14 protein-coding genes are annotated in these 20,202 nt (G+C 52.0%); all 14 read left to right on the top strand.

Translation table 11 applies throughout. The features are described from left to right. Window positions 1–14 precede the first annotated feature (14 nt). The 14 genes from MHH82_RS23640 to MHH82_RS23575 all read left to right on the top strand — a co-directional run bounded on the left by MHH82_RS23640 (window position 15) and on the right by MHH82_RS23575 (window position 20,198). A complete protein-coding gene (locus tag MHH82_RS23640) occupies window positions 15–983 on the top strand; it encodes an NAD-dependent epimerase/dehydratase family protein (RefSeq protein WP_015736757.1) in 969 nt (322 codons plus the stop codon). A 33-nt stretch (window positions 984–1,016) separates the two neighbouring features. Beyond that, window positions 1,017–1,586, top strand: a complete 570-nt coding sequence (locus tag MHH82_RS23635) for a helix-turn-helix domain-containing protein (protein WP_090909377.1) — start codon at window positions 1,017–1,019, stop codon at window positions 1,584–1,586. A gap of 232 nt (window positions 1,587–1,818) precedes the next feature. Then, window positions 1,819–5,055 carry a M60 family metallopeptidase gene (locus tag MHH82_RS23630; RefSeq protein ID WP_340970127.1) on the top strand — a complete coding sequence of 1,079 codons (3,237 nt, stop codon included), beginning with the start codon at window positions 1,819–1,821 and terminating at the stop codon, window positions 5,053–5,055. 227 nt (window positions 5,056–5,282) lie between these two features. Continuing rightward, window positions 5,283–6,890: an extracellular solute-binding protein gene (locus tag MHH82_RS23625; RefSeq protein WP_015736754.1), complete on the top strand. Its 1,608-nt coding sequence runs from the start codon at window positions 5,283–5,285 to the stop codon at window positions 6,888–6,890. A gap of 105 nt (window positions 6,891–6,995) precedes the next feature. Next, complete coding sequence (locus MHH82_RS23620) at window positions 6,996–7,943, top strand: ABC transporter permease (protein WP_036660146.1); 948 nt, start codon at window positions 6,996–6,998, stop codon at window positions 7,941–7,943. A 14-nt stretch (window positions 7,944–7,957) separates the two neighbouring features. Continuing rightward, window positions 7,958–8,836 (top strand): carbohydrate ABC transporter permease, encoded by an 879-nt coding sequence (locus MHH82_RS23615; RefSeq protein WP_015736752.1) that lies wholly within the window; start codon window positions 7,958–7,960, stop codon window positions 8,834–8,836. Window positions 8,837–8,846: 10 nt separating this feature from the next. Then, window positions 8,847–10,547 (top strand): alpha-L-fucosidase, encoded by a 1,701-nt coding sequence (locus MHH82_RS23610; RefSeq protein ID WP_036660147.1) that lies wholly within the window; start codon window positions 8,847–8,849, stop codon window positions 10,545–10,547. A gap of 145 nt (window positions 10,548–10,692) precedes the next feature. After that, entirely contained in the window at window positions 10,693–13,062 is a 2,370-nt protein-coding gene (locus MHH82_RS23605) for a helix-turn-helix domain-containing protein (RefSeq protein ID WP_340968020.1), read from the top strand. Window positions 13,063–13,094: 32 nt separating this feature from the next. Beyond that, complete coding sequence (locus tag MHH82_RS23600) at window positions 13,095–14,267, top strand: glycoside hydrolase family 88 protein (protein WP_340968019.1); 1,173 nt, start codon at window positions 13,095–13,097, stop codon at window positions 14,265–14,267. 168 nt (window positions 14,268–14,435) lie between these two features. Then, entirely contained in the window at window positions 14,436–15,077 is a 642-nt protein-coding gene (locus tag MHH82_RS23595; protein ID WP_036660150.1) for a TetR/AcrR family transcriptional regulator, read from the top strand. A 6-nt stretch (window positions 15,078–15,083) separates the two neighbouring features. Beyond that, window positions 15,084–15,593, top strand: coding sequence for a DUF4188 domain-containing protein (locus MHH82_RS23590; RefSeq protein ID WP_340968016.1), 510 nt, complete (start codon window positions 15,084–15,086; stop codon window positions 15,591–15,593). A 212-nt stretch (window positions 15,594–15,805) separates the two neighbouring features. Then, a complete protein-coding gene (locus MHH82_RS23585; RefSeq protein WP_340968014.1) occupies window positions 15,806–18,052 on the top strand; it encodes a helix-turn-helix domain-containing protein in 2,247 nt (748 codons plus the stop codon). 267 nt (window positions 18,053–18,319) lie between these two features. Continuing rightward, entirely contained in the window at window positions 18,320–19,291 is a 972-nt protein-coding gene (locus tag MHH82_RS23580; RefSeq protein WP_015736745.1) for an ABC transporter permease, read from the top strand. Between the two features lie 10 nt (window positions 19,292–19,301). After that, window positions 19,302–20,198, top strand: coding sequence for a carbohydrate ABC transporter permease (locus MHH82_RS23575; protein ID WP_009593621.1), 897 nt, complete (start codon window positions 19,302–19,304; stop codon window positions 20,196–20,198). The last annotated feature ends 4 nt before the right edge of the window (window positions 20,199–20,202 follow it).

Genomic DNA, 20,202 nt, shown 5'->3' with positions numbered 1-20,202 from the left:
AGGGGGCACAAGTGATGAAACGAATTATGGTAACTGGTGCGCTCGGTCAGATTGGCTCAGACCTGGTGGCGAAATTGCGGCAAGTTTACGGCGTAGAAGCTGTTCTCGCAACGGACATTCGCCAAATCCAGCATGAAACGGTGCAATCAGGACCGTTCCGAACACTGGATGTAACCGACCACCAAGCATTCCATGAAGCAGCTAAAGAACACCGGGCGGATACGATTATCCATCTTGCAGCCCTGTTGTCGGCCAAGGCCGAATCCAATCCCGCACTGGCTTGGAACCTGAATATGGGCGGTTTGTTAAGCGCCCTCGAGACGGCACGGGCATTATCCTGCCAGTTCTTTACACCGAGCTCTATCGCAGCATTCGGGGCGGACACTCCGAAAAGAGCAACGCCGCAAGACACGCTGCAGCGCCCGTTAACGATGTATGGAGTCAGCAAGGTCTCCGGCGAGCTATTGTGTGACTACTATTACCATAAATTCGGAGTGGATACCCGCGGATTGCGTTTTCCAGGGCTGATCTCCCACTCCGCGCCTCCGGGCGGGGGAACGACGGATTATGCGGTTGAGATGTATGTAGACGCCATTCGCAGCGGCAGCTATACTTCCTACATTGATAAAGGGACCTACCTTGACATGATGTACATGCCGGATGCGATCTCAGCCATCATGACATTGATGGAAGCGGATCCGGCTAAGCTGAAGCACCGTAATGCCTTTAATGTCACGGCGATGAGCGTCGACCCTGAGGGGATTGCGGCCAGCATCCGCCGACACATACCGGATTTCAGCCTCGACTATAACGTGGATCCTGTCCGTCAAGCGATTGCGAACGAATGGCCGGATTCTATAGACGCAACTGCAGCACGCGAAGAATGGGGATTTGATGTACAATATGATTTGAACCATATGACCGATGATATGGTGTCAAAGCTTATGGAGAAGCCGCAAGCGGATCAGAGCAAGATCAGTTAACGGCTTAGTTTCAGAAGGAGGATATGGTTACACTTGGAACCCATTCATAAAAAAGTAGGGAGAAATCTGCAAGCCATCCGCAAATCACGGGGCCTCAGCCTCGATAACGTAGCCGAGTTGACCGGCGTAAGCAAAGCCATGCTGGGACAGATCGAGCGGGGGGATTCAAACCCGACGATTTCCGTATTATGGCGCATCGTCAGCGGCCTCGGCATTTCATTCACCACGCTCATCGAGGAGGCGGAAACCGAAGTGACCGTGGTCTCTCCGGATGATGTGGAGCCTTTTCACGAGGCAGAAGGCGCGTACCGGGTGCACCCTTTGTTCTCCTACAACCTGCGTACCAAATTCGAGTCCTATATGGTCATTATGGATCCGGGCTGCGACCATGGGTCCGAAGCGCATAATGACGGCGTGGAGGAATATATTTTTGTGCATCAGGGGGAGCTGGAGCTGTGGCGCGAAGACGAAAGCTATACCGTGCCTGCCGGAAGCTCCGTCCATTTCTCGGCTAACCGGCCCCATCGGTACGTTAACCCTGGGAATGAAACAACGAAATTTTACACGATTATATTCTATGCGGATGCCGCAGCCAGAGGATGATCTTGAAAAACAGCTTCACGTATTGATTACCGTCAATCAAATATTAAAAAAAGCTAGTGCCGTCCGGAAAAAATACAGTCCGATCTTAAATATCGACTGTATGGTGTTCCGGGCGGCCGTTTTATATTTAGGACGTGGGAAAAAGGAAACTGGAGGGGAGGGGGAGGTGAAGCGGTAGCACTTCGTTTCTCGTTACTATTACGAAATCATCGACAAGGGAGTTGAGCGATTGATGGGTTTCCACACCAAAAAGTGGTTGAAGCTATTATTGGCGGTTGCTTGCACGCTTGCGGCCGTTCCGCCGGCAGGGAAGACACTGATGGCGGCGGATGGAATGACGGAGCAGGCTGACGTTCATGTATTAGGCCCGAATACCGCCGCGAGCATGGCGCCTCAGCATGATCTTGATGTGATTTATAAGGATTTGTCCGGTTATCCGACGGTAACGGCCACCTATAACGGAGGTGTCGCTGCCATCGGAGACCAAGCCTTCGTCCTGGCGGTCAACCCGGACACGACGCCGATTCTTGCAGCCGCTCGCTACGGAAAAGGCAAAGTCGTTGTTGCAGGCGATGATTCCTATTTCAAATTCACCTCCGATATTACCGATGAGCGGAAGACGGTGGCACGCAACATCCTCCTGTGGTTAACGGAGGATTCCGAGACGTTAACCTATCAGGAGGCGTTGGAAGGCAAGGGGCGATTGCCCATGTTGTCGGCAACGTGGAAGAATTATACCATCGAGACCGATGTGCCGATCGATATGGTCCGGTTGGAGCAATTCACGCCTGAGCATTTGGATCCGTCCCGCTACCCCGTAGCTTATGTTGACGGGACGCTGAAGGATAGCGAGGTCGATGCCGTCGAGCATTACGTCGCGCAAGGAGGTCATGTCGTAGTCCCCTTAAAAGGATGGGTGATGGAGCAATATCCGCATGTCTTCCTCGGGAATGAATATCAGGGCCGTTCGGGCAGGCTCAGTGAAGATTTCCCGGTGCAGCGCCTATTGAACCGGATGGGTCTTGGTCTGATGAACAATACGGCATCGACTCGAACGGAAACCTTGCCCAGATTGACACCGGAGCAATCCGCCAATTATCATTCGCTAAAGCTGCTGGAGCAGGCCGAGGCGATTGAGGCTGGAACGCTGTCACCGGATCAGGTGAACGTCGGACGACCTGGCGCCGGCGCGGACAAGAAGCTGCAGGTCATCGCTTCGGTGACCGGCGGAACTGTTAGCAGCATCACCCCGCAAAGCCCGCTGTATGCTGTGATCGAGCAGGATGCCAGCGATTTGGAGTCCCAGCTTACGTTTCCGCTCGACCGTTCCAAAGCGCCCTATACCAGCGCATTGTTAGCTTTTCAATTGGGACGGATCGGCAATGATCTGACAGCACCTAAATCCCCTTATGCCGATCAATTTCCTGGAGCCGTTCCGGGGGACGCCCCGAGAGTGACGGGACAATCCGTTCACGTGAATTTTGATTATTCAACCTATGACTATTTACGTCAAGGGACGGTTCCAAAGAATTGGATCAGCACGGGGTTATACGCGCCGGCCGGAGAATGGGTAACGATTCATGTTCCTGAAGGCACCCAGAATTTAGATGTGCAGGTAGGGGCTCACACGGATAATTTGACAAGTAAAACGGAATGGGAACGACCTCCGGTCATAACGCAGCGAAAGCCGCTCCTTTCGGGCGAGAATCGGATCCGCAGCCCTTATGGTGGCCTGATTTACCTGATTCCGACCAAACCGCAGCCGAGCGTCGCGAAGGATGTTGAAATCAGCGGCGGAGTTCGTGCTCCTTATTATATCCTTGGTGAGACCTCACCGTCTGAATGGGAAGACGCGATTCGGCATCATCCCGCTCCATGGGCAGAGCTTCAGGGACGCAGAGTGATCCTGACGCTTCCGTCCGAGTATATCAGGCAGCTAGAAGATCCGCAGCAATTAGTGGAGAAGTGGGACGCGATCGTGGACTACACCGAGGAAGTCGCGGGACTTTCCCCGGATCAACAGCTGCCTCATAAAAGTATAGACCTTCCGTTCCGTTACGTTGCGGATCGACAGATTAGTGCAGGTTATATGCACGCCGGCTATCCGATCATGTTCCACATCGATCCTTCGGCGGGCCACGCCGTGGACGTATCCCGAGTTACACAGGGGGGATGGGGCTTCTGGCACGAGACGGGCCACGAGTATCAGCAAGGAGCTTGGAACTGGAACGTAACGGGCGAAATTACCGTTAATATTTATTCTTTATATGTCCAAGAAAAATTCGGCAACAGCAGCAACTTATTGATTCGGAACGCGGAAGGAAAGGACTTCTACGACCGGGCATTTGATTACATCGATAGCGATCTTCCGGGCAAGTCGTTCGGCACCTCGGGCCAGCTGGATCTCTTCGGCTATCTCGTGATGTTCCGCCAGCTTTCCCTGGCATATGGATGGGACTTTTATGCTGAGCTTCATAAGGCGTACCGGGAGCTGCCGGCATTACAGCTGCCAGCGACAAACCAAGAAGAGATCGACACGTTTGTCATCATGGCCTCGAAAACCGCTGGCGAGAACCTTACGGAGTTCTTCGATAAATGGGCTCTTCCGTATTCCAAGGCCGAGGTTCAATCCCGTATCGCCGCCTTGAACTTACCCTTACCTTCGCAGGAGCTTTGGCGCTTAAGGGAGACGCACGCGTTAAATGATCCTCCCGAGATCAAGGTTGATCAGGATTCCGAGTGGAGCCGCGAATCAGTGAAGATCACCATCACTATGACACCGGAAGCTGAAGCGGCGGGCATGCGAAGCCAGTACAAAATCGGACCGGAGGGTAAATGGACGGATTACACGGCTCCCATACTTGTCGAAGTGGAAGGCCAGACAACGATACATGCCCGGGCGGCCGCGATGTCTGGTGTGACAAGCGACGAAGCTTCCAAGACGGTGAAGATCGACCGGATCGGCCCGGAAATCACGGCAAACGTGACCCAGACCGTATACCAAACCCAGCGTTTCACTATATCACCTCACATCACGGACGCATTAAGCGGCGTATCCGGCGTCATCGTGGAACTGGATGGCAAGGAAGCTTCCGAAACGCTGGTTAGAGAGCCGTTAACGCTGACAGCAGGACCGCACACTCTTCAGATAACGGCAGAAGATGCAGCCGGGAATATTTCGGTTCGCGAATACCCGTTTGAAGTTGTTGTCGATCAGGAACAGCTCGACGATATTGTAAGAGCAGGGGAAGAGAAAGGCTGGATCGATAATCACGGCATCACGCAAAGCTTATTGGCCAAAATCGCGAATCTCCAGCAGCATTTGCCTGGAAGTGAAGCAGCTGAGGATGCGATCATTTCGCTGGAGAATGCCATTAAGGCGCAGCAGGGCAAGCATCTCGATTTCGGCTTCGCGGAGCTACTTCTTGGAGACATAGACTACATCCGAAGCCGCAGCTCGGCTTCCTAGCAGCATGCGAAATGAAGGGCGGCCGAAATGGCCGCCCTTCATTTCTGTAATGGCCATCATCATGAAATAAGTCAGTCCAAGATTAAATATAGACAATGTACTGCCTTAAAAATATATTGCACAATTAGAAAACACGGCAGTGTTCAATCGCCAAAATGTTCAGTAAGGTGGTGCTTAACAAACCAGAAGTTCACACAACAAGCAAAGGAAAAGGGAGGCAAATGATAATGAAGGTCAACAGGTTTAAAGTATTCTGGATTGTTTTGCTTGTCGTCACCATGGCCATCACGGCGGCAGGGTGCGGCGGTCCTGCCAAGGAACAACCGGAGGTAGCGTCGGACCCGGAAGCCCCTCCGGTTCTATCGGAACTGACGTATTGGGTGCAAATCGTTAGCCAGGTGTCCGCTACGATGAAGAGTTATAACGAAATCGAGGCCTATAAGGAGCTGGAGAGGATCACCGGGGTGAAAGTGGATTTTCAGCATCCTCCGCAGGGCCAGCAGGCGACGGAGCAGTTCAACCTCATGATGACTTCGGATAAACTCCCGGACGTGATTGAATATTCATGGGCCGGCTATCCGGGGGGGCCGGAGAAGGCGATCAAGGACGGCAAAATCATCAAACTCAATGATTTGATCGACCAATATGCCCCGAACTTTAAAAAGGTGCTCGAGGAGCATCCGGAGTGGAAGAAGGAAATTACGACCGATGACGGCAGCATCTACGTGTTCCCGTTTCTGCGCACCGACGACAAGCTTAAGGTATTTCTCGGACCGACGATCCGGCAGGATTGGCTCGATAAGCTGGGGCTATCGATGCCGACCACGGTTGATGAATGGTACAACGTATTGAAGGCTTTTAAGGAGCAAGATCCGAACGGCAATGGCAAGGCGGATGAGATTCCCCTGTATCTGACGAAAGGAGATGTCGATACAACAACCGCTTTTCTCGGGGCATGGGGTATTAATGCAGGGTTTTACCAAGAGGAAGGTCAGGTTAAATACGGCCCGACGGACCCGAGGTTTAAGGAGTTCCTGACGCTCATGAACCAGTGGTACAAAGAAGGCTTGCTTGATCAAGACTTTGCGACGACCGATGAGAAAATGCTGGAGGCCAAAATTACGGGCGGGCAAATCGGATCAGCGGTTCTATACACCGGCAGCGGGATCGGCAAGTATGGAACGCTCATGAAGGATAAAGATCCGAACTTCAGATTGGTGGCAGCCCCCTACCCCGTGATGAACAAGGGTGACAAGCAAATCTGGGGATATAAGGACCATGCGTTTAACGGAATCGGGGCAGCGGTTACCACCAGCAACAAAAACCCGGTTGAAACGGTGAAGTGGCTGGATTACGGCTATTCCGAGGAAGGCACCCTGTTGTTTAACTTCGGAAAAGAGGGCGTCAGCTATTCGATGGAGGACGGCAAGCCGATATTTAAGCCCGAAGTATTGAAGGACCCTTCCGGACTGCCGGTGATTCAGTCCATGTCCAAGCACAACCGCGCAACCTTCAGCGGGCCGTTCATGCTTGATATTCGGTTCGATCAACAATACACCACCGAGCCGGATCAGCTGGAGTCCAAGATCATCTGGGCAGAGCCGACCATGGAGAAGAAAATGCCGCGCACAACGCCGACCCAATCCGAGAGCAGCCGCTATGCTTCCATCATGACGGACATCAACACGTACAAGGACGAGATGTACTTGAAGTTCGTCATGGGCGCCGAACCTTTGGATCAGTTTGACAAGTATGTGAAAACCATCGAATCCATGGGTCTTGCCGAAGCTCTGGAAATACAGCAGAAAGCCTTGGAGCGCTACGGTAAGCGGTAAGCGGTAAACGGCAAACGGTAAACGGTAAACGTCCTGAAGCGGCGGAAACATGCAGACTCCGCCGCGCTTGGCGAAATATAAATTGATTTGGAGGGAGGGATTCGATTGTCAGCCACCCAGAAGTATCCCTTCGAGCATCGCAAAGGGAAATGGACAACGATTGCGAACGATTTGAAACGGAACAAATTCGTCTACATACTGGCGCTTCCCGTCATTCTATACTATGCCGTCTTCCACTATGGACCGATGTACGGTCTGTTGATGGCTTTCAAAGATTTCAGCATTGCCGACGGCATATGGGGAAGCGAGTGGATCGGATTTGAGCATTTCCGCAATTTCTTTAACAGCTATTATTTCGAACGCCTTCTGCGCAATACCGTGCTGATCAATGTCTATGAGCTCATCTTCGCGTTTCCGGCACCGATTATCCTTGCCCTGCTGCTGAACGAAATCCGCAGCCGGCTGTTTAAGCGTACGGTTCAGACGATCTCGTATTTGCCGCATTTCGTATCCATCGTCGTCGTGACCGGGATCATGTTCGATTTCCTTGCAAGAGATGGCTTGGTGAATCAGATTCTGGGCTTTTTCGGCATCGAATCGATTCCGTTCATGAGCGAGGCCAGTTGGTTCCGTACGATATATGTCGGCTCCGGCATTTGGCAAGGCGTGGGCTGGGGTTCGATCATTTATCTTGCTGCCATCGCCACCATTGATCCGACCCTTTACGAAGCTGCTAAGATGGACGGCGCAGGCCGCTGGAAACAGATGCTGCACATCACGCTGCCGGGCATGCTGCCGACGATCATCATCATTTTCATTCTCAATATGGGCTCCATGCTTAGCGTTGGCAGCGAAAAAGTATTGCTGATGTACAGCCCGCTTACTTATGAAACGGCAGACGTGATCTCGACCTTTGTCTACAGAAGAGGGGTTCTGGAGACGGATTACGGCTTCACGACCGCCGTTGGTTTATTCAATGCGGTGGTCAGCTTCATCCTGCTTGTACTCGCGAACTCGATCAGCAAGCGGGTCAGCGAACATAAACTGTGGTAGAGAGGGGGGCATCCATGGCTAACAATCGATCCGCAGGCGAGATAACCTTCGTCTGTTTGAATGCGTTGATCCTGACGGGCCTCTGCTTCGTCACCTTATATCCGTTCGTGTACGTTGCCTTCGCTTCGTTCAGCGATCCCGCTTCATTGGCCCAGCACCGGGGGCTGCTGTTCGCGCCGCTTGATATTAACTTCGAAGCCTATAAGGCGGTGTTTAACAATCCGATGATTACGACGGGATATCGGAACACGCTAATCTACGTTGTGGCGGGAACGGCCATCAATCTGGTGGCCACGGCGATCGGCGCATATGTGCTGTCCCGCAGAAATTTGTACTTCAAAAATGTCCTGATGATGCTGATCGTCATCACCATGTTTTTCGGCGGCGGGCTGATTCCGACTTATCTGCTGATCAATAACCTGGGGATGCTGAACACGATCTGGGCGATGCTGATCCCCGGGATGATCGGGACGTTCAATATGATCATTATGCGGACTGCCTTTCAGTCCGTTCCGATAAGTCTTGAGGAATCGGCGAAAATCGACGGGGCGAACGATCTGATCATTCTGTTCCGGATCATTATTCCGCTGTCCATGCCCGTTATCGCCGTCATGATTTTATGGTATGCCGTTGGACATTGGAATTCATATTTCGGAGCGCTCATCTATCTAAGGGACCGGGAGCTATTCCCGCTTCAGCTCGTGCTCCGGGAAATTCTCATAACCAATACGACCGACAGCATGATGACGGAGGCCTCGGGAGACCGGATGGCGATCGCCGACACCATTAAATATGCAACGATTATCGTTTCTACATTGCCGATACTGCTTCTGTATCCGTTTTTGCAAAAATATTTCGTCAAAGGCGTTTTGATCGGCGCCATTAAGGAATAGGAGGAGAACGATGGCTGACTCATTAGATATCGCAACGGAAAGCAAGAGCCGGATGCAGTGGTGGAAGGATGCCAAATTCGGCATGTTCATCCACTGGGGGGTATATTCGCTGCTCGGCAAAGGGGAGTGGGTCATGTATGCCAACAAAATACCGGTAAAGGAATATGAGAAACTCGCCGAGGAATTCAATCCGACGCAGTATGATGCCAAGGCTTGGGTCAATTGCGCCAAAAGGGCAGGCATGAAATATATCGTCATCACAGCCAAACATCACGATGGCTTCGCCATGTACCATTCACGGACGGACTCGTTCAATATCGTGGATGCTTCTCCATTCGGCCGGGATCCGTTGAAGGAATTATCCGAGGCTTGCAGGGAGGAAGGAATCCGGCTCTGCTTTTACTATTCCCATGTCATTGATTGGCATCATCCGCATGCGCTTCACGATACGTTTAACAATCTATGGGACTATGAGCTGGAGAAGAAGGCGTTCTTTAGTTACTGGAACCATAAAGCGAAGGGACAAGTGCGTGAGCTGCTGACGGAATATGGTCCGGTCGGGCTGCTCTGGTTCGACACCTCCGGGGGATTGTCGAAGAAGGAGAGCGAAGCGATGGTAAACATGATCCGTGGGCTTCAGCCCGATTGCCTGATTAACAGCAGGGTAAGCCATTGGCCTGATTTCGGTGACTACCAATCCAAGGGTGACAACGAAATCCCGATGCATGGCGAGGAAACGCGGGAATGGGAGACGCCGATGACCCTAAATCAATCGTGGGGGTACAGCACCAAGGATCAAGTGTGGAAATCGACGGATGCTCTGATCCGAAAGTTGGTGCACATCGTAAGCAAGGGAGGGAACCTGCTGCTCAATGTCGGCCCTACGGAAACAGGCATAATTCCGGAAAAATCCGTTCTGCGCCTGGAGGAAGTCGGCGAATGGCTTGGGCGAAATGGAGAGGCGGTTTACGGCACAAGCGCAAGCCCGTTCCCTTATGAGCTGGAATGGGGAGCGGTTACGGTGAAAGGAGATACGCTCTTCCTGCATGTGTACAATCGCTATTGGCCTGCGGAAGAATTGGTATTGAACGGCGTAAGAAATACGGTTGAAAAAGCTTATCTGCTCACGGACCCCAGTACATGTCTTCCTGTGCACCAGAGCTATCGGCCGGAAACGGACCGTCACGAGATGCGGATCCGATTGCCTGAACTTCCCCCAGAAGACCATGTATCGGTTATAGCATTGGAACTCGATGGCAGGACCGATGTAGATCAGGGTTTTATCCAACAGGCAAACGGCGCTGTTAAGTTGGATCTTGTCCTGTCGGAAATAACGACAGGCAACGGGATGAACGAGGCCCGGTGGACCTTCAAGGCAGCGTCGTCCGGCATATATGAAGTCATCCTCGTCAACTTCAAAAAATCCGATGCCGCTTGGGAACAGGAATATGATCATGAAGTCACCGTACGGGCAGCAGGACAGACGATTGCGTGTGTTCCCCGAGAGGATAAGGTCGTCAGCGACTCCATTTCTTGTCAGCATCCGTACACTGAGATACATTCATCGATCGGGCGGATCGTAATAGAGAATCCGGGCACGTATGCGTTGACCTTATCGAGCAAGCTTGCGAAGCCCAAACCTTTTGGACCGGAAATTTGGCAGGCGGCTGCCGTGAAGCTTCGTTCCGTGCGATTGGTTCAGGCGCTTTAAATACTACGATGTACCCCAAACTTAGACATCCCTTTAATGGGGACGCTTCTCACCTGGGTGACCAAAATTTTTAAAGGGTTTGCTGGTCCGTTCGGCGAAGGATTCAAGAAATAGGTTTCCATACATTTTCTTGGAGGAATGCGACATGATCTCGATACCCGGCCTTCTTCCCGGCAAGCGAAAGAGCAGCCGGGGACGCGTCTTGAAAACCATGATCGTTTCGTATATGCTCATCCTTTTGTTGCCTATGACCGTGGGGCTTTTTCTATATGGACGGGTGGAAAACGTGATGGAAAACAATGCGGAGCGTTCAAATTCGGCGATGCTGGAGCAGCTGCGGCTATCCATGGACAGCAAGCTTAAAGAAGTGGATATTTTGGCTAAGCAAATCATGTTTAACCCCAAACTGGCTTATTTGCTGAATCTTGATCGGCATGATCAAGGAGGGGCGTACCGCCAGGTAGAATTCCTCCGCGATTATTTAAATCGCTATCAATCTTTTGTAAGCGGATTCGTGAAGGACTACTATGTTCATCTGCAGGCCGGAGACGTCATCCTGAAGCCTGGATTGCGGACGGATGCCAGAACCTTTTACGACAAGTATTACCGGTTTGAGCATATGGATTTTGAAACATGGAAGCGGACGATGCTTGGCAGCTACCACAACAAGGCGTTCCTGCCCTCCGATGTACTGCTGCAGAACCCGAACCAAGGAAATGGCAACCCGGCGGATGTGATCACCTATGCGCAATCCCTTCCGCTTCATGACGTGTCCAATATCCGCGGAACGCTGGTTATTATGATCGATGGGCAGCAGCTTCAAGAGATGTTCCGCCAAATCGAGTCCGCCAACGACAGCGAGATATATATTCTCGATAAGGAACGGGGCGTGATTGCAAGCTCATCGGATTCGGAGTTGTCCGCGCAGGTGACGGAAAGACTAGCCGGTCCATCGGGATTGTTCAAGACAGCATTAAATGGCACGGACAGCATGGTAACCTTTACGGAATCCAAGGAGGCCGGCTGGCATTATGTGTCCGTCATGCCGATGGACAGTGTCATGGAACGAGTAGCACAACTGAAGAGAATGGCCCTGACGGTGTTTGTCGCATCGCTTGTCGCAGGAGCGGCCGTTGCTTGTTGGTTTGCATACCGACAGTATAGTCCCGTCAAACGGGTGGTGGATGCCATTCTTCAAGGAAAGCCGGTTCAGGATAAGCCGGCCGCGAACGAATATGATTTCATATTGCAAACGATCGAAGGCTCGCTCGTTGAGCAGCGGCATCTGAGGGAGCGACTGTTCAGGCAGACGCCCGTCATCCGCGCCGATTTTCTGTCAAGGCTCATTCGGGGGTACATCGATCCGGATCATGCGGGGGATCAAGGGGGGCCGACATTAGCGACCATGGGCATCCATTTCGCGTCCGAGACGTTTGCCGTAATCATTGTTCAAGCCGTGGATATTACAAGGCTGTCGCCGGAGCCATCCGAGCAAGGTTGGACGCAAATTCGGTTTATTATCTCGAATATCGGCACGGATATCGCAAATTCGGGTCATCAGGGATTCGCCGTCGATATGGAACGCGACCGGGTAGCGATCCTGGTTAATTTCCATCCGGTTGAGGAGGCGGAAGCCGAGCTCTTCCTTCATGAGATTGCAGAGCGATTGCTCCGGGTACTGGAGGACCGTTTCCATATTTCCGTGACGATTGCCGTCAGCAGCGTACACACAGGAAACGGAACGATCGGTAGCGCTTATCTGGAAGCCATGGCCGCCCTGGATTACCGTATGTTCAGCGGCAGAAACTCCATCATTCACTTCGGGCATGTACGGGACATCAAGCATCATTATTACTATCCGATCGAATTCGAGACGCAGCTTGTCAACCATGTGAGAAGCGGGGATACGGAAAATGTCGCTAAGCTGCTGGACAATATTTATACGATGAATTTTAATTCGGCGGGAATGACCCCGGAACTGGGAAGATGCTTGTTCTTCAATATCATCAGCACCTTTCTGAAAATACTGAATTTGACGAACACGGATCATGAAAGCCTGCTGGGGCCGAGCTTTGATCCCGTAAAACACATATTCGGTTGTTCCACAAGCGATGAAATGCAAGCCGAGACCAAGCGGCTATATGACAAACTGACTTGTCTCTTTCATACGGAGCATAGCGATCACAGCATCCAGCTGCAGCAGGATATGATGGCATTCATCGACCGAAATTTAACCGATTATAATTTAGGACTCGGTATGATCGCCGACCATTTCGGCATGACGCCGCAGTATATCTCGAGTTTCTTCAAAAAGATGAATCGATGCAATATCACCGACTATATTACCCGCGCGAGGATTGAGAAGGCGAAGACATTGATGGAGCAATCGGAACTGACCAATGCGCAGCTGGCCCAACTGGTCGGCTATACCAATGATGTCGTGTTCATCCGGGCATTCAAGAAATTGGAGGGGGTCACCCCCGGTAAATATCGGGTGAGCGCAAGCGGGCAGTAACGCTTAAGCGAGGAGAGGAGTGGCCAATTACCATGGAAGCGATCCAGCAACCTTTTAAATACGGCGAGGCAACGACATGGACCCGGCAAAGGACCGAAGCCGCCATCGAATTCGTGCTGCATAAGATCGATGAGAATTTAGACACATTTTCGGGCCGTTTTCCATCTCCTGCAAGCCGCAATCATATTTACGAGCCAATCGGCAATACGGAATGGGCCTCGTCCTTCTGGACCGGGATGCTGTGGCTTGCTTATGAGATCACGGGGGAAACGAAGTACCGGTCGATTGCGGAGCTTCAGCTCCACAGCTACAAGGAGCGCGTGGAGCAGCGCATCGCCACGCAGACGCATGATCTGGGATTTTTGTATTCCTTGTCCTGCGTTGCCGCTTATAAGCTGACCGGGAATGAAGAAGCGAGACGGACTGCCTTGGCCGCAGCAGACCTGCTGATGGAGCGGTATTTCGAGAAAGCCGGAATCATTCAGGCTTGGGGCAAGCTAGACAGGCCGTCACAGCGCGGCCGAATGATCATCGACTGCTGCATGAATTTGCCTTTGCTCTATTGGGCGACGGAGGAAACCCGCAAACCGGAGTATCGGCGCGCTGCCATAAACCATGCACGGCAGTCCGCTCGTTATTTGATCCGCGAGGATTCCTCAACGTATCACACGTATTATATGGATGTCGAGAGCGGAGAACCAAGGTTTGGACAAACGTCCCAAGGATATGCGGATCATTCGTGCTGGTCCCGCGGTCAGGCCTGGGCCATTTACGGTATGCCGCTCAGTTATGCCTATACGAAGGAAGAAACACTCCTGCATGATGCCGAGCGAGTCACGAATTACTATTTGAATCGGCTGCCTGAGGATGATGTGTGCTATTGGGATTTGATATTCACCGAAGGGCAGGAAGAAAGGGACAGCTCGGCAGCCGCCATATCGGTATGCGGAATGCTGGAGCTGGCCAAGCATGTACCACTCTCGCATCCGCAGCGCCGTACATACGAGAACGCGGCACTGCGCATCCTGGCGTCTTTAAGCGATCGATATACGACGGCAACGCTCCCTGAATCCAACGGCATTCTGCAGCATGCGGTTTACGGAAAGCCGCTTGGTAACGGAATCGACGAATGCTGCATTTGGGGGGACTATTTCTATTTCGAGGCGTTGGTGAGGGTCTTTAAAGATTGGGATATGTACTGGTGAATGAAGAGGGGCCATATTCAAAAGACAGTGTGAACGTAAAACGTTACCCCTGCATCAGCCTTGCTGATGTCAGGGGTGTTTTGTCTGTCTGTTTGGCTAAGTTGACAAAATAAATTAACTCGTGTTAATTTATTTACATAAGTTAACTTTTGAGAGGTGCTAATCACAATGGATCCGGAAATCCCATTAAGGGAATTAAAAAAAGCCAAGAACAAAATCGCGCTGTATGAAGCGGCATTATCCTTGATGAAGGACCGGATGTTCAGCCAAGTTATGCTGGAGGACATCTGCAAGCGCGCAGAAATATCCAAGGTCACTTTTTTTAAGTTTTATCAACGCAAAGAGGATCTGCTGATTTATTTTATGCGGATATGGCTGACCGAGCGGGTCATCGAGATCGATACGGAAGGGAAAAAAGGGTTTCAGGCGTTCCGGCATCTGCTAACCCAAGTGGCTAAGGAACATCAAGTGAGGCCTGGTATGATGCCTAGCCTGATCTCCTTTCTCGCAGAGCAGAACATGCAGCCCTGCATGCCGGAGCTGAGCCCTGCGGAAGTATCGCTGCTCTTTCCCGGTCACGAGGAAGCGGGAAGCCGATCACCCAACATGTACGATTTGTTCCAGCAGTTCATGAAAGATGAAGATCAAGCCGGAAGGCTGAACAAAGCCCTTACCTTGGAGCAAGCCGTGCAGATCTGCTTCACCACTTTTTATGGCGCGTTTCTGACGGCTCAGTTGTACAATTCCACGGAAATCGGCTGCTTTTACGAAACGCACCTAGGTCTGCTTGAAATAAAGGAAGAGGAGTGAACAAGCATGGGCAAAGTGATTCCAGGTCGATATACCGCACATATGGACGGATCTTTCGTTGTATTCGTGATCGGGTTTCGGATTAACAAGTGGTGGGCGGTCCATAAGTGGCTGCCTGTCATGAATGCCATGACCCCGATGCTTCAGGAGCTGTACCGGAACAAGGAGGAGCTCGGCTTCATGGACGGTACCTATCATTTTTCAGGGCGGGGACTTACCCTCATCCAATATTGGAGAAGCTTCGAACACCTGGAGCATTATGCACGCCACGGAGCCAATCACCTGAAGGCATGGCGGGATTTCAACCGCAAGGTCGGAACGGGAGGGGACGTAGGGATATTTCACGAAACCTATCTTGTTCAGGAAGGGCAGCATGAATGCCTGTACAACAACATGCCGAGATTCGGTTTGGCCAAAACAGGAGCTCATGTTCCTGCGACGGGCCGCAGGGAAACGGCAAGCCGGCGGCTTGGACGTGAGGGAGAACCGGCGGTGCCCACTCCTCCGAATCCATAGTTCCGGTCTGTCGGCGGCTGACCGCTCTTTGCCGAGCAATGGATAATTACCATAGGTTAAGGGCGGTGTAAATGCTATGGAAGTCGTGATGCTTTAGACTTGTTTTTCTTCCGAGGTTCAAAAAAGTGTTGGTAAACCCCGTCCGTTCTTCTATGATGAAATTACTTTCAATCGATGACGAGATAAGGAATTAATCGCTCAGGGGGATGCCTATGGGAAGGAAAGCGTGGTTTTACCGTCAGCTTTTATCGTATATGCCGGTCTTCTTTATCGTGATTTCCTTTGTGTTTTTTGTCTTTTTCCAAATGCTCGGGGAACAGTCGCGGCAAGGCGCGATTCAGGCTAATGAGACGATGATTCAGCAGGCGATGCGTTCGGTCGACAATTCGCTGAAGGCCATCGATCAGATGCTGGTGCAGGAATTGCTGTTCAACCCTGATATGTCGGGATTTTTCAATCAAGAGGATCAGGACAACGTCTATTTGAACATGCAGGCCGTGAAGGCCATGAAGCAGTTCAAGGTTTCCAACCCGCTTGTGGATTCCATGGTCCTAGTTCGAACCCAGGATGAATTCGTCCTAAGCTCTTCGTCCACTTTCCGTTTGCAGGATTATGCGGATTATGACTTTCTCCAGCCTTATCTGAGCCAGGTCAATAGCGAAGCAAAATGGAGTGCCATGCGGAATTTCCGGGAATTCAGCTTTAACAGCACGCAGCAGGTGGTCACCCTGGTACGGGATGCCCCCTTCGTTACCCATGGCAAAGGCGTGATTGCCGTCAATATCAAGGTGGACGCCATACATAACATGATTCAGGGCATGGTTAATCCCGAAGTTAGCTTCATTCATGTGATGGACACTGTGGGCCGTTCCTTGATCGCCGGCACCTCGGGCGCCGATCACGGGGAACTTGTGTCCCAAGCGATATCCCCTTACACCGGATGGGTTTACGAAGGGGGGCTTACCCAAGGCAGGGTGGTGGGTATCGTCAGCCAATTGTACAATGTCTGGTTTATCGTCGGCCTTCTGATGTGCATGGCCGGCGTGGCCTGGATCGTATTCGTCACGCGCCGGAACTATAAGCCGATTGAAGCCATCGTGTCCCGGATTTCGAAATATTCGCAGACCAAAACGAGCGTTCTGCTCCATGGCGGCAAACAGGATGAGTTTGCTTTTATCGAATCGGCGCTGGAGAGCCTGCTGGAACAGGCGAGCAGCTTTCAGCAGCAGCACCGTGAAGATTTGCTCCTGCGCAAAGCGTACCTGTTTCAGCAGCTGATGGAGGGACAGTATCCTTCTCATCTGGAGCAGTGGAACGAGCAGCGCGAAGCCATGGGGCTGCCGGACCTGTCCCAACCACAGATCGTCAATGTCATCGAAATCGATAAATACCCGCTGTTTTGCGAACAGTATCCCCAGCAGGACCAGTATCTGATCAAGTTTGCCTTAAAAAGCGTCGTTCAAGAAATTGCGGCCGGGCAGGAAACGATGCTTTGGACGGAATGGATTTCAGCCTCGAAGCTGGGAGTTCTCGCGGCAGCGGAAGATCAGGATCCCAATCGGCATGTGGCCACGCTGCTGGAGCAAGCCCGCCAGTGGGTGGAGGAGCACCTGAAGCTGACCATAACCGTTGGCATCGGGGAGAAAGCGGAGCGGTATACGGATATCCCGGAATCCTATGAGCAGGCACGCGCCGCATTGAAATACAAAATGATCCTCGGCGACAACCGAATCATTCATTACGCCGAAGTATCCGGTGAGGACCGGGGGAATGCATTTGATTTTCTGAACCTGATCCGCTCGATGGCGCAGTCCTTCCGGCTCGTCAACAAGGATTGGCAGGAGAAATACAGTACCCTTATCCATAACATCGAGCAGAACATGCTGGACCGGGACGGCGTGGTGAACCTGGCGGATTACATGATGTACTCGCTGGGATGCGAAATGTCCCGAATGGCGAAGGAATTTCAGGAATTGTGGCTTACGGAGGGGCAGCCTGCCTTACGGAACGCGCTTCAGTCGTCCGATACGCTGGAGGAGCTGGAACAGGAACTCGGGGAGGCTTTATCCGCTCTGTACGACAGCATCCTCGCTCTCATGGAGGGCCGAAATCATGCGGACACGATTCAGAAGGTACGCTTGTTTATGGAGCAAAACTCGAGCAACCCGGACCTGTCCCTCAATTATTTAAGCGAACGCTTCGGCATGAACTGGAAAACGCTGAGCAAGCTGTTCCGGGAGGAGACCGGCCAGAAATTCGTGGGTTATTTGATCGAGCTGCGGATGAACCATGCCCGGAGACTGCTGGAAGAAACCCTGCTGCCCGTACAGGATATCGCCACCGAAGTCGGGTATTCCAACGCCATCTCGTTTGGCCGGATGTTTAAAAAGCTGATGGGAATGTCGCCGGGGGATTATCGTGAGCAAGCTGCTATCAAGCAGCAGAAATTCGGGAATTAACGAGTCCTTCGGAGTCCCTTCCATGCATACTCGAACCAAGTATAGAGCCCTGCGGACGATGCTGTCCTGCGGGCTTTTTTGCCGTCAACGGAGAGAGGTTTAGCGGCGGAAAAAGGTTTATCGCTCTCACGGCCTGCCGGCTCTGAAATTTTCCCCTGCTCGCGGAAATACGTTGATTCGGAGAATCTTGTTTATTGATCGGATGGAACCGTCCGCTCTAAACTTGGGACCAACACAAAGCGAAGGAGGGTGACCCCATTGGCTCGTATGAGCAGCGCAATTCCAGTACCTGCAGATGCACAGGCACCAACGAATCTACCATCGAACAAGCCCATGAACCGAACGAGGAAGAAGCTGATGAAGCACTGGCAGTTCTACCTGCTCGTGTTCTTCCCGTTAGTCTACATCATCCTCTTCAAATACGTTCCGATGTTCGGCGTACTGATTGCATTCAAGGAATACAACGTCGTACAGGGGATCTTCGGCAGTCCCTGGGTAGGGTTCGATTATTTCCGGCAATTGTTCGATGCGCCGTTCTTCTGGCAGTATGTCCGCAACACGCTCGAGATTTCCCTGTACGGCCTGCTGGTCGGATTCCCTGCCCCCATTCTGTTGGCGCTGGCACTGAATGAGATCAGGAACGGCCGATTCAAGAAAACCGTCCAGATGGTGACCTACGCGCCGTACTTTATTTCAACGGTTGTCATCGTCTCGATTCTAATCGTGAACCTCTCGCCCAACACCGGGCTGATGAGCAACCTGTTCCGGGCGCTGGGACTGGAAACCGTTGATTTTCTCGGCGTGCCGGAGCTGTTCAAATCGATCTATGTCTGGTCCGATGTATGGCAGTTCACCGGTTACGGCGCCATCATTTATATTGCGGCCTTGGCGGGAGTCAATCCCGATTTGTACGAGGCGGCTCGAGTGGACGGGGCGACCCGGTTTCAAAAAATCATCAATATCGATATTCCCAGCTTGTTTCCGGTCATCGTCATTTTGCTCATATTGAATCTGGGCAATCTGATGAGCCTGGGCTTCGAGAAAATATATCTCATGCAAAACCCGCTGAATCAGAACACGTCCGAGGTCATCTCCACCTATGTGTACAAGGTCGGCCTGCTCGGAGCGAACTTCAGCTTCTCCGCCGCCATCGGTCTGTTCAATTCCGTTATCAATTTCATTCTCTTGGTCATCGTCAATTACGTATCCAGAAAAGTCTCATCCACAAGTCTATGGTAGGAGGAATCGCATGAGCAGATCAACCGTACGGGAGTCCGCTGCAGACCGGATTTTCCTTGGTATCGTGTATTTGTTTCTATCCGTCGTCCTGATTGTCATTCTGTTTCCGCTGCTGCATATTGTAAGCGCATCCTTCAGCTCCCCGGGCGCAGTGTCGTCGGGCAAGGTGTGGCTGTGGCCGGTGGACGTGACCCTGATCGGCTACAAAGCGGTATTCCAGAATTCCAATATTCTGATCGGGTTTGGCAACTCGTTGTTCTATGCCGTTGTCGGCACGCTTGTCAACGTCGCATTCACGGTGATGCTTGCATATCCGTTAGCCCGAAAGACGTTTTACGTTCGCAACATCATCATGATGCTGCTGGTGTTCACGATGTTTTTTGACGGCGGGCTCATTCCGAACTATCTGCTCGTAAAGTCGCTCGGCATGCTCGACACGCGCTGGGCCATGATTATACCGGGTGCGTTAGCCGTGTTTCAGGTCATCATCGCCAGAACCTTTTTTCAAACCACGATCCCGGAGGAGCTCGCCGAAGCGGCCGAAATGGACGGCAGCAGCGACATTACCTTTTTTCTGAAAATCGTCCTTCCGTTATCCAAGCCGATCCTGGCCGTGCTCGCGCTGATGTACGCCGTCGGCCATTGGAACTCCTATTTCAACGCCCTGATTTATTTAAAGGACAGCAGCCTGTTTCCGCTTCAAATCTTCCTGAGGGATATTCTGATCCTGAATTCCGTCAGCGCCGAGATGGTGACCAACGTGAATGAGCTGCTGGTCCGCGAAGGGCTGAAGGATCTGCTGAAGTATTCGCTGATCGTGGTGGCAAGCGCCCCGGTACTGGTCATTTACCCGTTCGTGCAGAAGTATTTTGTCAAAGGCGTGATGATCGGGTCCTTGAAAGGGTGATTCC

The sequence above is a fragment of the Bacillus sp. FSL K6-6540 genome, assembly GCF_038007545.1.
The sequence above is the reverse complement of the archived record's forward strand: the minus strand, read 5'-3'. Positions and strand labels throughout refer to the sequence as shown.